At 62.0% G+C, this 17,490-nt stretch carries 11 protein-coding genes; 4 read left to right on the top strand and 7 right to left on the bottom strand.

All coding sequences use genetic code 11. The annotated features are described in order from the left end of the window. Positions 1-329: 329 nt before the first annotated feature. A complete protein-coding gene (locus ACA058_RS03690; protein ID WP_497637904.1) occupies positions 330-1,097 on the bottom strand; it encodes a tetratricopeptide repeat protein in 768 nt (255 codons plus the stop codon). Then, positions 1,094-1,774 carry a Fe2+-dependent dioxygenase gene (locus tag ACA058_RS03685; RefSeq protein WP_497637903.1) on the bottom strand — a complete coding sequence of 227 codons (681 nt, stop codon included), beginning with the start codon at positions 1,772-1,774 and terminating at the stop codon, positions 1,094-1,096. Before ACA058_RS03685 ends, ACA058_RS03690 begins: the two co-directional genes overlap by 4 nt. Positions 1,775-1,982: 208 nt before the next feature. Here ACA058_RS03685 and ACA058_RS03680 point away from each other — a divergent pair, with 208 nt between their 5' ends. Both ACA058_RS03680 and ACA058_RS03675 read left to right on the top strand, forming a co-directional pair. Beyond that, positions 1,983-4,322, top strand: a complete 2,340-nt coding sequence (locus ACA058_RS03680; RefSeq protein ID WP_497637902.1) for a TonB-dependent receptor — start codon at positions 1,983-1,985, stop codon at positions 4,320-4,322. A 264-nt stretch (positions 4,323-4,586) separates the two neighbouring features. Then, the gene (locus ACA058_RS03675; RefSeq protein ID WP_497637901.1) at positions 4,587-7,115 is read left to right on the top strand and encodes a PepSY domain-containing protein; all 2,529 of its coding nucleotides are present in this window, start codon (positions 4,587-4,589) and stop codon (positions 7,113-7,115) included. Between the two features lie 131 nt (positions 7,116-7,246). Here the strand turns inward: ACA058_RS03675 and ACA058_RS03670 are convergent, their stop codons facing one another. From ACA058_RS03670 to ptsP, 4 genes are all read right to left on the bottom strand, one after another. Then, entirely contained in the window at positions 7,247-8,788 is a 1,542-nt protein-coding gene (locus tag ACA058_RS03670) for an alkaline phosphatase D family protein (protein WP_497637900.1), read from the bottom strand. A 137-nt stretch (positions 8,789-8,925) separates the two neighbouring features. Beyond that, complete coding sequence (locus ACA058_RS03665) at positions 8,926-10,665, bottom strand: PTS fructose-like transporter subunit IIB (protein WP_497637899.1); 1,740 nt, start codon at positions 10,663-10,665, stop codon at positions 8,926-8,928. An 11-nt stretch (positions 10,666-10,676) separates the two neighbouring features. Continuing rightward, complete coding sequence (gene pfkB / locus ACA058_RS03660) at positions 10,677-11,618, bottom strand: 1-phosphofructokinase (protein ID WP_497637898.1); 942 nt, start codon at positions 11,616-11,618, stop codon at positions 10,677-10,679. Then, a complete protein-coding gene (gene ptsP / locus ACA058_RS03655) occupies positions 11,618-14,479 on the bottom strand; it encodes a phosphoenolpyruvate--protein phosphotransferase (RefSeq protein ID WP_497637897.1) in 2,862 nt (953 codons plus the stop codon). Before ptsP ends, pfkB begins: the two co-directional genes overlap by 1 nt. A gap of 293 nt (positions 14,480-14,772) precedes the next feature. Here ptsP and cra point away from each other — a divergent pair, with 293 nt between their 5' ends. Next, on the top strand, positions 14,773-15,768 hold the full coding sequence (gene cra, locus ACA058_RS03650; protein ID WP_497637895.1) for a catabolite repressor/activator: 996 nt from the start codon (positions 14,773-14,775) through the stop codon (positions 15,766-15,768). A gap of 3 nt (positions 15,769-15,771) precedes the next feature. Continuing rightward, on the top strand, positions 15,772-16,548 hold the full coding sequence (locus tag ACA058_RS03645) for a TatD family hydrolase (RefSeq protein WP_497637894.1): 777 nt from the start codon (positions 15,772-15,774) through the stop codon (positions 16,546-16,548). An 83-nt stretch (positions 16,549-16,631) separates the two neighbouring features. Here ACA058_RS03645 and ACA058_RS03640 read toward each other — a convergent pair whose 3' ends face one another. Then, the gene (locus ACA058_RS03640; protein WP_497639856.1) at positions 16,632-17,336 is read right to left on the bottom strand and encodes a methyl-accepting chemotaxis protein; all 705 of its coding nucleotides are present in this window, start codon (positions 17,334-17,336) and stop codon (positions 16,632-16,634) included. Positions 17,337-17,490: the final 154 nt, after the last annotated feature.

The raw sequence follows: 17,490 nt of genomic DNA, 5'->3' as shown, positions 1-17,490 counted from the left end.
ATTGCACCTGGTTCCCCCGACCTCGAACTTCATGCCACTGCAACCTTGTAATGCGAAGTCCGACTTGTCGGCTTCTCGATACTCTTCGTGGTGGGCAATGAGGCGGGGGGGCCTCTCTACAGACAAGGTCAGGAGCAAATCCTGCCTTCAGGAGCGATCGGCCTCCCCCAGAAACGTACTTGCTGTTGAATGAATCCTTGAGCGTAACCTCTCTCATGGAATCAAGGTCAACATACAAGGAGCGAGCATGCTCGCGAAAAACGTGAGAACGCCGCGGGGGACCAGATTTCCCGCGTTATCGTTCACGTCCATCGCGAGCATGCTCGCTCCTACAGGGGTTTGAGTTGCTGTTCGAGTTCAGCTTGGCGCTGAGCATAATCGGGTGCCAATGCACAAATCTTTGGATCTGTTGCGCTCAGCAGCGCTTTACTCGCCACCCGCAGGAAATTCAGGTTCCCGCCAGCCAGCGCCTTGCGCAGCCAGACCAACGCCTCATCAATATTTGCTTCACCAGCCAGCACCGCTGCATAACTGAACTGCCCGCGAAAGTCTCCGCCTACCGCCGAACGCCGATACCAGTCCCGGGCCGCTGTGGGATCTGCCGGGCACACGCGCCCCTCTTCCAGATAGCGTCCCAGCAGGTTCATCGATTTCGCATGGCCAAGCTCGGCGGCGCGGCGATACAGGTTCAGCGCCGACGACTGATCTTCGGCCACTCCGCGCCCAGTGGCCAGCAGGTTGGCGTAGTTGTACATCGCCCAATCCAGCCCCGCTCCTGCGGCGATTCGATAATGCCGAGCCGCCGCCGCTGCATCGGCCACACAACCCCAGCCATGTTCATGACAGCGCCCAAGCATGTTGCGCGCCATCAGGTGCCCTTGTCGGGAGGCGATGTCGAACCAGCGCAACGCCAGCGGTTGATCCTGGGCGATTCCACTTCCGTCCAGCAGGATCTGCCCGAGCAGCGCCTGGGCATCGACGAGCCCCTCACGGGACGCCGCGACAATCGCCTGGGCCGCACGGGCCGGGCTTTCGTCGAGCATGGATTTGAGACGGTCTCCATCGAGCACCTCTTGGCGGCGCAATTGAAAACTCATACCTCGACCCAGCGGCGCAACAGGTTGTGATAAGTCCCCGTCAGGCGGATCAGCGACGGGTGATCCGGCACGTCCTGGGTCAGTTGCCGGATCGCGCCGTCCATTTCAAACAACAGGGCCCGCTGGCTGTCTTCGCGCACCAGGCTCTGGGTCCAGAAAAACGAGGCGTAGCGCGTACCACGGGTGACGGCGTTGACCTTGTGCAGGCTGGTGCCGGGGTACAACACCATGTCGCCAGCCGGCAACTTCACGCGCTGAATGCCGTAGGTGTCCTGGATTTCCAGCTCGCCGCCGTCGTAGTCCTCGGGCTCGCTGAAGAACAGCGTGGCCGAGAGGTCGGTGCGAACCCGTTCGATACTGCCCTTGGGCTGACGCACGGCGTTGTCGATGTGGAAGTCGAAACTGCCGCCGGCCGTGTAACAGTTCAGCAACGGAGGAAACACCTTGTGCGGTAACGCCGCCGACATGAACTGCGGATTTTTCCACAGACGTTCCAGCATGGCCGCGCCGATCTCCTTGGCCAGCGGGTGACCTTCCGGCAACTGCAGGTTGTGCTTGGCCTTGGCCGACTGGTAACCGGCCGTGATCTTGCCATCGGCCCAATCGGCCTGTTGCAGAGCCTCGCGAATGCGCTGCACTTCTTCTTTTTCGAACAAGCCGGGAATGTGCAGCAGCATGGGGGCAAGCACCTGAAAGCAAAGGGGTGTCAATGGTATTGATTCTTATTGCCTGTGTAAAACCCGCTAGACGAACGAAACAGTAAAAACCGTAAGGTTAAATTGTAAAGATTGTAAATTCAGCGCGAATAGTAATATTTCGCAATTGATACAAATACGTGTTTACCCTATATTCCGCCGCCTCAAATCCTTGGGGAGGGGAATAAAAATGTCACGTCAACACCCACAACTACCGGTCAGTTCACCGCGTCTGCTCGCTTCCGCAATTGGCGTGGCCATCACTGCCGGCTCTGCGGGCCACATGGTTTTCGCCGCTGAAAAAACCGACGTGAAAGCGCCGAGCAACACGATTTCCCTGGGCGCTACCGCGATCACCGGCGAATCCCAGGACGAGACCTCCTACAACGTCGAAAAAGCCTCCTCGCCCAAGTACACCGCACCCCTGGTGGACACACCGCGCTCGATCACCGTCATCCCGCAACAAGTCCTCAAGGACACCGGTGCCCTGAACATGCAGGACGCGCTGCGTACCGTTCCGGGCATCACTTTCGGTGCCGGTGAAGGCGGCAACCCCCAGGGCGACCGTCCGTTCATTCGCGGTTTCGATGCCCAAGGCGACACCTACCTGGACGGCGTGCGCGATACCGGTTCGCAGAGCCGCGAAATCTTCGCCGTTGAATCGATCGAAGTCAGCAAGGGCCCCAACTCTGCCATTGGCGGTCGCGGCGCTGCCGGCGGCAGCATCAACCTGGTGAGCAAGAAAGCGCACCTGGGCGACTCGTTCGACGGTGGCTTTACCTGGGGTTCGGACCAGACCCAGCGTTACACCATGGACGGCAACTACCAGTTCTCCGACACCGCTGCCGGTCGTCTGAACCTGATGAGCCACGAAAGCAATGTCGCAGGCCGCGAAAGCGTCGATTACGATCGCTGGGGCGTCGCGCCATCGCTCGCCTTCGGCCTGGGCACCGACACCCGTGTCAACCTTGACTACTACCACCTGGAAAGCAACGACACGCCGGATTCGGGTATTCCCTACACCATTCCGGCCGGTGGCTCGACTGCCCGCACCAAGTCCAATCCGGACAAGCCCTACGCCGGCGGCGACAGCAGCAACTTCTACGGCTTGACCGATCGTGACTTCCGCAAGGGCCGTACCGACACCGCGACCATAGCCGTCGAGCACGACCTGAACGACGCGCTGACCGTCAAGAACACCCTGCGCCACGGTAGCAGCATGCAGGATTACATCCTGACCCAGCCGGACGACAGCAAGGGCAACGTCAACAATGGCAGCGTCTGGCGTCGGGCCAACACCCGTGTCAGCAACACCGATACGACGACCAACCAGACCGACCTGTTTGGTGATGTCTACATCGCAGGCTTCAAGAACAGCTTCGCGACCGGTGTCGAGTTGAGCCGCGAGGAAAGCAAAAAGTCCTCGTATACCGTCAACACCGATACCACGCCCCTGACTCCAATTACACCAACGACTCCATCAGGCACCAACTGCACCCAGGCGATGATCGGTGCTCCGAGCGGCTACAACTGCACCTCACTGTCGAACCCGAACCCGAACGATCCATGGAACGGTTCGATCACCCGCAACTACGCCGGCACCGACACCACGGGTAAAACCTACGCGCTTTACGTGTTCGACACCCTGACGTTGTCCGAACAGTGGCTGGTGAACATGGGCCTGCGCTACGACCACTTCGACACCGACTACAAAACCTACAACGCCGCCGGCACCACCACGTCCAAGGGCGATGATGTCAGCGAGTTCGTCACCGGCCAGTTCGGCGTGGTCTACAAGCCGGCGGAAAACGGCAGCATCTATGCGTCCTACGCAACGTCCGCGACACCTCCGGGCTCCACGCTTGGCGAAGGTCAGGACGGCAACCCGCTGGGCGGCACCCCGGATCGCAACGGCAACCTGCTGAGCAGCGACCTGGAGCCGGAAACCACCAAGAACTACGAAATCGGTACCAAGTGGGATCTGCTGGACGATCGTTTGTCCTTGACCGCGGATATCTTCCGCACCGAGAAAGACAACGCTCGTGTGCAGACCAACACCACTACGTACGAAAACGTCGGCAAAACCCGTGTTCAAGGTTTCGAGTTGTCGGCCACCGGTAAACTCACTGACAAATGGCAAGTCTTCGCCGGCTACGCCTACATGGACAGCGAGCAAATCGATGGTGGTGACATGCCGGCAAACAAAGCCAACGACGGCAACGAACTGCCAAACACCCCGAAAAACAGTGCCAGCCTGTGGACGACCTACCAGGTCACACCAAAGCTGACCATCGGCGGCGGTGCGTTCTATGTCGACGACGTGTTCGGCAGCGCGGCCAACACCACCATGGTCAACGACTATGTGCGTTACGACGCCATGGCCGCCTACAAGCTGACCAAGAACATCGACCTGCAGCTGAACGTGCAGAACCTGACCGACGTCACCTACTACGACAAGGCGTTCTCCACCCACTTCGCCAACCAGGCGGCGGGCCGGACTGCCTTGCTGAGCACCAACTTCCACTTCTGATAGGAATGTGAACACAACCTCTGTAGGAGCGAGCCGGCTCCGGGCGGCGTTCCGACGATGGTCTTCAACGATGACGCGGGTAACCTGACGCCCCGCGTCGATAGCGAGTTCATCGCGAGCATGCTCGCTCCTACAGGATGGCAGTGAAGCCAGCCCCGTTCATCCAGGTGAACGGGGCTTTTGTGTGTAAAGGAAATGTTTCTCGACAACCCACGGCATAATGCGCGCCGTGATGACTATTTCTAAACGAACAAGGCGAGCGACGTGTTGAAGAAAACCCTGTTCCAGTTGCACTGGTTTTTTGGCATCAGCGCCGGACTGGTCCTGGCCCTGATGGGCATCACCGGTGCGACGGTCTCGTTTCAGGATGAAATCCTGTACGCGCTGAACCCTTCCGTGTTGCAGGTCGAGAAACAAGTCGCCGGCGTGCTGCCACCCGCCGATCTGGTGGAGAAGATCGAAGCGACGACGCGCATGAAAGTCGCGATGCTCTCGGTCGGCATCGACAGCGACGTTGCCGCAAAAGTGTTCTTCACCCCGCCAGCGGGCGAGCGTCGCGGCCCCATGCGTTACGTCGACCCGTACACCGGCGAACTCCTGGGCGACGCCACCGGCCAAGGCTTCTTCGGCCTGATGCTGCAATTGCACCGCTTCCTCGCCATGGGCGATACCGGCCGGCAGATCACTGGCGCCTGCACCCTGATCCTGGTGTTCTTCTGCCTGTCCGGCCTGTACCTACGCTGGCCTCGCCAGTGGAAAAGCTGGCGCGCCTGGCTGACCCTCGACTGGAAGAAAAAAGGTCGCAGCTTCAATTGGGACCTGCACTCGATTGCCGGCACCTGGTGCCTGGTGTTTTACCTCCTGGCCGCGCTGACCGGCTTGTCCTGGTCCTACGAGTGGTACAACAAGGGCTTGACTCGCCTGCTCTCCGATTCGCCGCAGAACGAACGTGTACGCGGCGGACGAGGCCCTGCGCCAAGTGGCCCTGCTCCGACGGCCGATTACTCGGTGATGTGGAGCAGCATCTACAGCGCTGCCGGCCCCGACCTGAGCTTCTACAACACCCGCATGCCGCCCGTGGCCGGACAACCGGCAACCGTTTTCTACCTGTTGAAAAACTCGCCCCACGACCGCGCGCTGAACCAGATCACCCTCGACCCGGTGACCGGCGCGATCAAGCGGCATGACCGCTACAGCGACAAGAGCCTCAAGGCGCAGCTGCTGACCAGCATCTATGCGCTGCACGTGGGCAGCTACTTCGGCATCGTCGGGCGCATCATCTTGACGCTCACGGCCCTGAGCATGCCGCTGTTCTTCATCACCGGCTGGCTGCTGTACCTTGATCGTCGACGCAAGAAACGCCAGATCAAGGACGCCCGCAAAGGCCTGGCGCAACCCGGCAGCGACACCCCGGCCTGGCTCATCGGTTTCGCCAGCCAGAGTGGCTTTGCCGAGCAACTGGCCTGGCAGACCGCTGGCCAGTTGCAGGCGGCGGGCCTGCCGGTGAAGGTACAGCCGCTGGCGGATGTCAGCGAGCAAGACCTGCATGCTTCGAACAACGCGCTGTTTGTGGTCAGCACCTTCGGTGACGGCGAAGCGCCGGACAGCGCCCGGGGTTTCGAGCGCAAGGTGCTGGGCCGGGCGCTGAGCCTCGATAGCCTGAACTACGCCGTGCTGGGACTCGGCGACCGGCAGTATCAACACTTCTGCGGATTCGCCCAGCGCCTGCACAAGTGGCTGGGCGAGCACGGCGGCAAGACCTTGTTCGCACCGGTGGAAGTCGACAGCGGCGACCCCTATGCCTTGCGTCACTGGCAGCAGCAACTCGGCCTGGTGACCGGACAGGCGCCTGAGGGCACCTGGCAAGCACCGAGCTACGAAAACTGGACCCTGGTCCGTAGGGAATTGCTCAACCCCGACAGCAGCGGTTCACCGGTGTACTTGCTGGGCCTCAAGGCTCCAAGTACCAGCAGCTGGCTGGCCGGTGACCTGGTGGAGGTGTTGCCGCGCAATTGCCCTTGGGCCATCGAGCACTTCCTCGACGGTCTGGGGATCGACGGCCGGGCCACGATTGAACTCGATGGCTTGTCGCAATCGCTGGAGCAGGCCCTGGCCGGTCGCCAGCTGCCCGAGAACCGTACGCATCTGGTCGGCTTGCATGCCCAGGCGCTGGTGGCTGCGCTGGTGCCTTTGGCGATGCGCGAATACTCCATCGCCTCGATTGCCGCCGACGGCATCCTCGAATTGATCGTGCGCCAGGAACTGCATGCCGATGGCAGCCTTGGCGTCGGTTCCGGCTGGCTGACCGAACACGCCCCCGTGGGTGGCAGCATCAGCCTGCGCGTGCGGCGTAACAGCGGCTTCCACCTGCCCAATGAACCGGTGCCGATGATCCTGATCGGCAACGGCACCGGGCTGGCCGGTCTGCGCAGTTTGCTCAAAGCGCGAATTGCCGATGGGCAACAACGTCACTGGCTGTTGTTCGGCGAGCGCAATCGTGAGCATGACTACCTGTGTCGCGATGAGCTGCAAGAGTGGTTGATTGCTGGCGATCTTGAGCGCCTGGACCTCGCGTTTTCGCGGGACCAGGCCGAGAAGATCTACGTGCAGGATCGCCTGCGTGAATCGGCCGAAGAACTGAAAAAATGGCTGGCGGACGGTGCGGTGATTTACATCTGCGGCAGCTTGCAGGGCATGGCGTCCGGGGTCGATCGAGTGCTTATCGATGTGCTCGGTGCTGCCGAAGTGGAGCGCCTGATCGAACAGGGCCGCTACCGCCGCGACGTTTACTGACCCCCCGGCCTGATCGTTCCCACGCTCTGCGTGGGAATGCCTCAACGGACGCTCCGCGTTCGGCTTCGGAAGGGACGCGGAGCGTCCCGGGCTGCATTCCCACGCAGAGCGTGGGAACGATCAATGCGGAGCTAAACCGGCTGCAACGTTTGCTCAAACACAGACACCCCCTCCAGATCCCGCAACACCACACTCAACTCCCCGCTCTGCCCATCAATGTTCACCTCGCCAAAAAACTGAAATCCGGCAAACGGCGACATGTTTTGCGCAGGTGGCGCTTTCTCGAACACCACTTCAGGGCCGAAGGTCTTATCCAGCGTGTCCGGGCGGAAGCTCCCCGCATTCAGCGGCCCCGCGATAAACTCCCAGAACGGTTCAAAGTCCTGAAACGCCGCACGGTCCGGGTGATAGTGATGCGCCGCGCAATAGTGCACATCCGCCGTCAGCCAGACAAAATTGCGCACTTGCTGCGCCCGCAGAAAACCCAGTAACTCGGCAATTTCCAGCTCCCGCCCCTGAGCCGGTCCGGGGTCACCGTTGGCCACCGCTTCCCAGCGCATCACGCCGGGACTGACCTGGCCATCCGGTGCGCCAAGGCCAATCGACATGTCTGCGGCGATGACTTTCCATTGGGCTTTGGAAGCTTTCAACGAAGCCTTCAGCCAGTCCAGTTGTTCGCGTCCAAGAAACGGCTTGGCATCGCCAAGGTTGGCGTCATTGGGCCCGCGATAACTGCGCATGTCGAGCACGAACACATCGAGCAACGGCCCGTAATCGAGTTGACGATAAATCCGTTTGCCACCCTCGGCGGACTGCCAACGCATTGGCGCATATTCAAGCCATGCCTGACGTCCGCGACTCACCAGGCTGTGGATATCTTTATTGGTGTAGCGCCAACCCAGCGCTGTCCCCGGTGACCAGTTGTTCAGCACTTCGTGGTCATCCCATTGCCAGATCTGCGGAACTTCGGCGTTGAAGCGGCGGACGTTTTCGTCCATCAGGTTGTAGCGGTAATTGCCACGGTAATCGTCGAGGGTTTCGGCGACCTTGCTCTTCGCCTCGCTGGTGATGTTGCGCCACACCCGGCCGCCCTCGGTGGTGAGTTGCGCAGGTATGGGGCCGTCGGCGTAGATGGTGTCGCCGCTGTGGATAAAGAAGTCCGGCAGGCGCAGGCGCATGGCTTCGTAGATGCGCATGCCGCCGATGTCCGGGTTGATCCCGAAGCCTTGTCCGGCAGTGTCACCGCTCCAGACGAAACGAATATCGCGGCGGATCTGGGGAACGCTGCGCAGGTGGCCGAACCACGGCTCGCTGGTGACGCCGCTCTGGGCATCTTCAAACTGCACACGATAGAAAATCGCCTGATTGGCGGGTAGCCCGGTGAGTTCGACCCGCGCCGTAAAATCGGTGCGGGCATCGGCCAGGGCCGAGACGAATCGCCGGGGGTTGGGAAACAGGCTGCGGGTGTCCCATTCCACCACCATGCGTGCGGGGCGGTCGCTGCGGCTCCAGATGATCGCCCGGTCGCCCAGCAGGTCGCCGGACTGCACGCCGTCGGTGAGTCGTGGTCGATCCTTGACCGAAGCGATCACCGCCGGTGCCAGCCCAGGCAACAGCAGCCCGGCACCGACCACTTGCATCACACGACGCCGACCGAGATCGAATTCGCTCATGGTGTTCTCGACCTCTGTAGGAGCGAGCATGCTCCGGGCGGCGTTCCGACGAAAGATCCACAGGCGCCGCTGGGCATCTGGTTTAACGCGTTACCGTTCACGACCATCGCGAGCATGCTCGCTCCTACAGGGGCCGGTCAGGCGGTGACGGGGTCTACCGCCAACTCCACCACCTCCGGCCGCTTGACCAGCGCATACACCACCGCCGTCAACAAACTCCCCGCAACAATCGCCAGCAAATACAGCAACGCATGGTTGATCGCATTCGGAATCGCCAACACGAACAACCCACCATGGGGCGCCATCAACTTGCAGCCGAAGTACATCGATAACGCACCGGTCAGCGCACCGCCGGCAATGCTCGCCGGGATCACCCGCAGCGGGTCTTTCGCGGCAAACGGAATCGCGCCTTCGGAGATGAAGCACAGCCCCAGCACCAAAGCCGCTTTACCCGCCTCGCGTTCGGCCTGGGCGAACTTGCGCCGGGCGATGAACGTGGCGATCCCCAGGCCGATCGGCGGCACCATGCCGGCGGCCATGGTCGCCGCCATCGGTGCATAACTCTGCGACGCCAGCAGCCCGACCGAAAACGCATACGCGGCCTTGTTGATCGGTCCGCCAAGGTCAACGCACATCATGCCGCCCAGCAGCACGCCGAGCAGAATCGCGTTGGTGGTGCCCATGCTGTCGAGGAAATGCGTGAGCCCGGCGAGCATGCCCGCCACCGGCTTGCCGACCACGTAGATCATCACCAGGCCGGTGAACAGGCTCGCCAGCAACGGGATGATCAGGATCGGTTTCAGCGCCTCAAGACTCTGCGGCAACCGCGCATAACGATTGATCGCCTGCGCCGCGTAACCGGCGAGAAAACCGGCAATGATCCCGCCGATAAACCCGGCGCCCAGGGTGCTTGCCAGCAGGCCGCCGATCATCCCCGGCGCCAGGCCCGGACGGTCGGCAATCGAATAGGCGATGTAGCCTGCCAGCAGCGGCACCATGAGTTTGAACGCGGTGTCGCCGCCAATCTGCATCAGCGCCGCCGCCAGCGTCCCCTCTTCCTTGAAAGCGGTGATGCCGAACACGAACGACAAGGCGATCATCAAGCCGCCCGCCACCACCATCGGCAACATGTACGACACGCCGGTCAACAGGTGTTTGTAGACCCCGGTCTTTTCTTGTTTGGCCGGCCCCTTGGTACCGGTCGAGGCGGTTTCCTGCCGGCCTTCCGCCAGCGCTTTATTCAGCGTCGCCTCAGCCTGCTTGAGGGCAATGCCGGTGCCGCAACGGTAGATTTTCTTGCCAGCAAAACGCTCGGTGGCGACTTCGATGTCCGCCGCCAGCAGCACCACATCGGCGTCGGCAATCGCGTCGCTGCTCAGCGGATTGCGTGCGCCGACCGAGCCCTGGGTTTCCACCTGCAAGTCATAGCCCAAGCGCTTGGCCGCTTGCTGCAAGGCTTCGGCGGCCATGAAAGTGTGGGCGACACCGGTCGGACAGGCCGTCACGGCAACCAGTCGCGGCGCGTTTTTAACGACGGCAACCGGCTCGACCACGGCTTCGGGTGCGACATACACCCGGGCGTCTTCAGCACCGCGGCGCAACACCGCTTCGACATCTTGCAGCGCCTGGGCAGGGGTGCTCTGGAACAATCGTTTGCCGACGAAACGCGACATATCCACAGGCGCGCTGGTCACCAGCAACACCCACTCGGCGGCCTCAATCGTGGCTGCCGACAGTTGCCGTTCGGGATGCGCCGCATCGCTGATTTCGACGCTGGTGCTCCAGCCCTGACGCTGGGCCGCTGCATCGAGCAAACGGGCACACAGCACACTGGTGACCATGCCGTTCGGGCAGGCAGTAACAATGGCTAATTTCATGACCAACCCTCTTATTGTTCTGTCAGGGGGCGCACGCGCACACCCTGTTCGAGCTGCGCCAATTGCGCGGCATCGCTGATACCGAAACCAATCTGGGTGACCGCCATCGCGGCAATCGCCGTGGCGGTGCGCAAGGTTTGTTCAGGTGTATCGACACTGAGCAAGCCATGGAGCATGCCGGCCAACAACGAATCGCCTGCGCCCACAGTGCTGACGACGCTGACTTTTGGTGGCGTGGCGTGCAGCGCCGAACCGACGCTGAACCAGTTCACACCTTCGGCGCCATGGGATATCACCACATGTTCGATGCCTTGGGCGTGCAGACGGTTTGCGGCTTCCGCCTGGGCCATGACCGACACCACCTCGCCACCGAGCACTTCAGCCAGCTCCTCGGCATTGGGCTTGATCAACCATGGACCGGCCTTGAGCGCGGCACGTAATGCCTGCCCACTGGTGTCGAGGGCCACCTTCAAGCCCAGGCCTTTCAATCGCCCAATCAACGCCTGCAACCACTGCGGGCTGATGCCTTGGGGCAGGCTGCCGGCAACCACTACCGCATCATGCCCCGGCGCAATCCGATCGAGACGCTCGAGCAATGCCTGTTGCGCCGCCGCGCTGACCAGCGGTCCCGGGCCGTTGAGGTCGGTGATGCGCCCATCGCTTTCCGCCAGTTTGATATTGCTGCGTGTCTCGCCGGGAACACGGATAAAGGCATCGACAAAACCGCGTTTGGCGAACAGGGTTTCAAACGCCTGGAGGTTGTCTTCGCCGAGGAACCCGCTGACTGTCAGTTGATGCCCCAGGTCAGCCAGCACTTGCGCTACATTCACCCCTTTACCGGCGGCGTGGGTGTGCATGGCATCGCTGCGGTTGACCTGACCGGGTTCCAGGCGCGCAAGCTGGACGGTGAGGTCCAGCGCCGGGTTGAGGGTCAGGGTTAAAATCCTGGCCATTACAAAGCCTCCACTAATGCGCGCACTTCATTGGCGCTGCCCACGGCAAGTGCCTGTTGGGCAAGGGTTTGAGCCCGGGTCAGGCTGAGTTCGCGAACCCGCGCCTTGACCTCGGCAATGCTGCGCCCGCCGACACTGAGTTCATCCACGCCCAGGCCGACCAGCACCGGCACCGCCAGCGGATCGGCCGCCAGCTCGCCACACACGCCGACCCACTTGCCATGGGCATGGGCCGCGCGCACGGTGATATCGATCAGTTGCAGCACCGCCGGATGCAAGCCATCCGCCTGGGCCGACAGGGTTGGGTGACCACGGTCGATGGCCAGGGTGTATTGCGTCAGGTCATTGGTGCCGACGCTGAAAAAGTCGACTTCCCTGGCCAGCACCGGCGCCAGCAAGGCGGCTGATGGCACTTCGATCATGATCCCCAATTGCAGGTCCGTCACCGGAATTTCCAGGCGCAGGCGTTCGGTCATGTCCCGCGCCTGGCGCCACTCGTCGACGCTGCCGACCATCGGGAACATGATCCGCAGCGGGCGGTTGTCGGCGGCCCGCAGCAAGGCGCGCAACTGTGCTTCCATGATCTGCGGCCGTTGCAGGGTCAAGCGAATGCCGCGCACCCCGAGGAACGGGTTTTCTTCCTTGGCGATCGGCCAATACGGCAGCGGTTTATCGCCCCCGACATCGAGGGTGCGCACCACAAGCGGTCGACCGGCCAGGCCATCGAGAACGCGGCGGTATTCGGCTTCCTGAGTCGCCTCGTCCGGCGCTTGCGGGTGGGCCATGAAAATCAGCTCGGTGCGCAGCAGACCGATACCTTCGGCGCCCTGCTCTACCGCGCTGGTGACGCCGGCGCTTTCACCGATATTGGCGAACACTTCGACCGCGTGGCCGTCGGTGGTCAATGCCGGTTGATGGCGTTGTTCGGCGGCGGCCTTCAGGCGTTGCTCGCGGGTGTCGCGCTCTTGGATGGCTCGCTGCAAAGTCGCTACATCCGCATCCACATGCAAGCGACCGCGCTGGCCATCCAGCAACAACGGCGTGCCCGGTGCCAACAGCAGCACCGCAGGACCGGCGCCAACCAGCGCTGGAATCCCCAAGGCCCGCGCCACAATCGCGCTGTGGGCGGTGGCGCCACCCCGGGCGGTGAGAATGCCGGCGACACGGGTCGGATCAAGACGCGCCACGTCAGACGGACCGACTTCGTCCATCACCAGAATGTACGGCTGTTCAGGTTCACTCAAGGTTTCGACACCACTGAGTTGCGCCAGCACTCGACGGCCGATGTCGCGCAGATCGGCAGCGCGCTCGGCGAGCAAGGCATCCTGCAAGGATTCCTGTTGCCTGGCGGCGGCTTCGATCACGGACATCCACGCCGCTTCCGCGCTTTCGCCCTGCTTGAGACGGGTGTCGACCTCATCGGTCAATTCCGGATCGTCGAGCATTTCCTGGTGGGTGATGAAAATCTCGCGGATCGCCTTGGCCTTGCTGCGCTCGATCAAGCCGCCGATGTCCTGACGCACGTGCGCCAACGCTTGCTTGAGACGCTCACGCTCAATGGCGGCGGACTCTCCGCGCAGCGGGTAATCGATGGTTTGCAGCACCTGGATATGCGCCGGGCCGATGGCGATTCCCGGGGCGGCGGCGATGGCCTGCACCAGACTGCCGGGCGCCGGGGGGAGCAGCACTTGGGCCACCTCGACCATTTCTTCACGCGGCTGGCTCACCGGCGGCAACGGCTCGACTTCTTCACCGAGGCCTTCTTCGATGGCGGCCAACAGGGCGGGCAAGGCATCGGCAGCGATGCTCGGCTCGGCGATGATTTCCAGCACCTGACCGCGACGGGCGCCGAGGCTGAGCAGTTTGCTCAGACTTTTCACCGACACCGCGCTGTCCTGGCCATCGACGATGCGGATGCGAATCTCGCCTTCGAAACTTTTCGCCAGTTGCGCGAGGATCTTCGCCGGACGGGCGTGCAGGCCGTGGGCGTTGGCCAGCGCTATGCGTGCGCTTGGCCAGTCCGCCGGCAGTTCACCGCCGAGCACTTCAAGCACCGCACGGCAACTGGTGGCACGGCCCAACTCATGGCCGCGACCTTCAATCAGCAATGCACACAGGCGTTCGAGCAACGCTTGATGGGCCTCGCCAAGGCTGGCCAGACAAAACAAACCGCTCAGCGGTTGACCGAGGTAGCGCAGCGGTTTGTCCGGAGTGACAAACGCCAGGCCCGGACGCTTGACCGTTTGTTCACTGTGCAGCCACCACAGGCCATCGCCCAGCGGTAAGGCTTCGACTTGCTGCAACACGGCGGAGAAACCGTTGCTGACGCAGTCGGCCTGGCGCAGTAAACGCGCGCCGCGCCAAACCAGTTCTTCGAAATCTTCGGCGGCAACGCCCAGGCCGATCATCTGCGCATCCAGTGCCAGCTCTTGCGGCGCGCCTTGCAGCAGTTTCAGCAAGGCATCGGCGGTACTGGCGCGACGCAAGGCCTGGCCCAGATCGGTCTCGCCGAGGGCCCGGGTCAGCAGTTGCAGCAAGCGCAGGTGTTCGTCGGATTTGGCGGCAATCCCGATCGCCAGGTAGACGATCTGTTCGTCGCCCCAGTCCACACCGTCGGGGAATTGCATCAGGCGCACGCCGGTGGAAAACACCTGATCGCGGGTTTCGGGCGTACCGTGGGGGATGGCAATACCTTGACCGAGAAAGGTCGAGCCCTGGGCCTCACGCGCCTGCAAGCCGGCGAGGTAGCCCTCATCAACCAGGCCATCGGCAACCAGGTGTTGGGCCAGCAATTGCAACGCTGCGGACTTATCCACAGCCGACTGGCCCATGGATATCTGCTCTATGGTGAGCTCGAGCATGCTTTCTCCTGTTGGCACCCAGGGGCGCCAGGTATTGTTTTTGAATGATTCAGCTTAGGCCTTTGTCTTGAAACAATCTTCGGCGGTTTCGCGGCAGAACCGGCCAAAGCAGCCATTAACGTAGAAAATACGCTTGCTGAAACGTTTAATCTAGAGTGATTGGCACGTTACTCGATAATGTTGCATCGTTGAAGCCCAACTTGTCGGATGCGTTGTGACTAAGGTCATCTGCCTGAATCGGGTAGGATTGGTGAAAATGTCGAGGCAAGCTCGAAAAAACAAGGAATAGCGGGTTGAAACTCAGTGATATAGCCCAACTGGCCGGTGTGTCCGTCACCACCGCCAGTTACGTCATCAATGGCAAGGCCGAACAACAACGCATCAGCAGCGCCACCGTCGAGCGCGTGCGCGCGGTCGTCGAAGAACATGGTTTCACGCCTAATCCCCAGGCGGCCGGACTGCGCAGTCGCCACACCCGGACTCTGGGCTTCATTCTGCCGGACCTGGAAAACCCCAGTTATGCGCGGATCGCCAAGCTCCTGGAACAAGGCGCCCGGGCGCGTGGCTACCAGCTGTTGATTGCCAGCTCCGACGATGCACCTGACAGTGAACGGCAACTGCTTCAATTGTTCCGCGCCCGTCGCTGTGATGCCCTGATCGTCGCCAGTTGCCTGCCGCGCGGTGACGACAGCTACCGCCAGCTGCAAGCCAAAGGCATTCCGATCATCGCCATCGACCGGGTGATGGAACCTGAATATTTCTGCTCGGTGATCAGCGACGACCGAGAGGCCAGCCTGCACCTGACCCAAAGCCTGCTTGATCCGTTACCCAAACAGATCGCCTTGATCGGCGCCCGTCCCGAGTTGAGCATCAGCCAGGAACGGGCCGCCGGCTTCAAGGAGGCCCTGATCGGGTACACAGGCGAAATACTGATCGAACACGGTGATTCGTTCAGCCGTGAGTGTGGCAAGCAGTTGATGGAAGAATTGCTCCAGCGTGTAGGACATTTGCCCGAAGCCCTGGTGACGACCTCCTACGTACTGCTCCAGGGTGTGTTCGATGCGTTGCACGACTTCCCGCTGAAAGCCCGCCCGCTGCGCCTCGGCACATTTGGTGACACCCAGTTGCTGGATTTCCTGCCGCTGCCGGTGAACGCCATGGCACAGCAACACCAATTGATTGCCGACAAGGCACTCGAACTCGCTCTGGCGGCCATCGAGCAATCCGATTACCAACCCGGTGTGCAGGCCATCGCGCGGACGTTCAAACAACGTATTCGCCAGGACTGAGCCATGGACCTGATCGACACCCACACCCACCTGGACTTTCCCGACTTCGACGCGGATCGTCAGGCGCTGATGGCCCAAAGCCGTGCTCACGGCGTGCGGCAGATGGTGGTGCTGGGGGTTTATCAAAGTAATTGGCAGCGCGTCTGGGAACTGGTGCAAAGCGATCCCGACCTGCATGCGGCGTTCGGTTTACACCCGGTGTACCTGGAGGATCATCGCCCCGAGCATCTCACCGAACTGGGCGACTGGCTGACGCGATTGGTCGGCCATCGCCAGCTGTGTGCGGTGGGCGAAATCGGCCTGGACTACTTCATCGAAACCCTGGACCGTGAGCGCCAGCAAGCGTTGTTCGACGCGCAACTGCAACTGGCGGTGGATTTCAACTTGCCCGCGCTGATCCATGTGCGCCGCAGTCATGCGGCCGTGATTGCCACGCTTAAGCGTTTCAAGTGGAAACGCGCCGGGATCATCCATGCCTTCGCGGGCAGCCAGGAAGAAGCTCGCGAATACATCAAACTCGGTTTCAAGCTCGGTCTCGGTGGCGCGGCGACCTGGCCCCAGGCACTGCGCATGCACCGCGTGCTCGCCCGGTTGCCGCTGGAATCGGTCGTGCTGGAAACCGACTCGCCGGACATGGCGCCCGCGATGTTCCCAGGCCAGCGCAACAGCCCGGTGCACTTGCCGGCGATCTGCACGGCACTGGCGGCAATCATGTCGCTCGCACCCGAACAACTGGCCGCCGCCAGCAGCGCCAATGCCCGCGAATTGTTCAACTGGTAATCAGTCGACGTGTGCCTTGGCGGCCTCGAGAACACTCCGCTATCGCGAGCAAGCTTGCTTCCACAGGGGGCCGAGGTGCTTTTTTAGACCCGAAACGCGCTGATCAGCTGTTTGAGCTCCACCACCTGCGCCGACAGCGCGCGGCTGGCATCCTCCGTCTGATGCGCACCTTCGGCAGTGCGTTCTCCGGCCCGATTGATCTCGACAATGTTCTGGTCAATATCGTGGGCCACGGCGGTCTGCTGCTCCACAGCCGCGGCGATCTGCTGGTTCTGGTCGACGATCATGCCGACAGCCCCGAGGATATTTTCCAGGGCCTGCTGGACCTTTTCCGACTGCCCCACCGTCCCGCTGGCCATCTCATGGCTGACGCCCATCGCCTTGACCGCGGCCCCGACACCGCCGTGCAGCTTGGCGATCATCTGTTCGATCTCTTCGGTCGATTGCTGGGTGCGCTTGGCCAGCGTGCGGACTTCATCCGCCACCACCGCAAACCCGCGCCCCTGCTCACCTGCCCTGGCTGCCTCGATGGCGGCATTGAGTGCCAGCAAGTTGGTCTGTTCGGCAATGCTCTTGATCACTTCCAGCACACGGCTGATGGACTGGCTGTCGCTGGCCAGTTGGTTGATCACCTTCACCGATTGATCGATTTCGCTGGCCAGTGCAGCGATGCTGCCCTGCTGCGACTGCACCAGCCCACGACCGCTCACCGTTTCGTCATTGACACTGTGGGCGCTGCTGACTGCGGCGGCAGCGCTGCGCGCCACCTCCAGGGAGGTGGCCGACATCTGGTTCATCGCCGTGGCGACCTGCTCGATCTGCGAGCGCTGCCCGGCCACGGCCTGGTTGCTTTGCGCCGAGACACTTTCGACTTGCCCGGCCTGGCGCTCGACCTCGCCGACGGTCTGCCCGACACGCTCGATCAAGTCATGGATCTTTTTC

It is taken from the genome of Pseudomonas sp. LBUM1649, from assembly GCF_059716155.1.
Note: the sequence above shows the minus strand (reverse complement) of the source record. Positions and strands in the feature narration are given on the sequence as shown.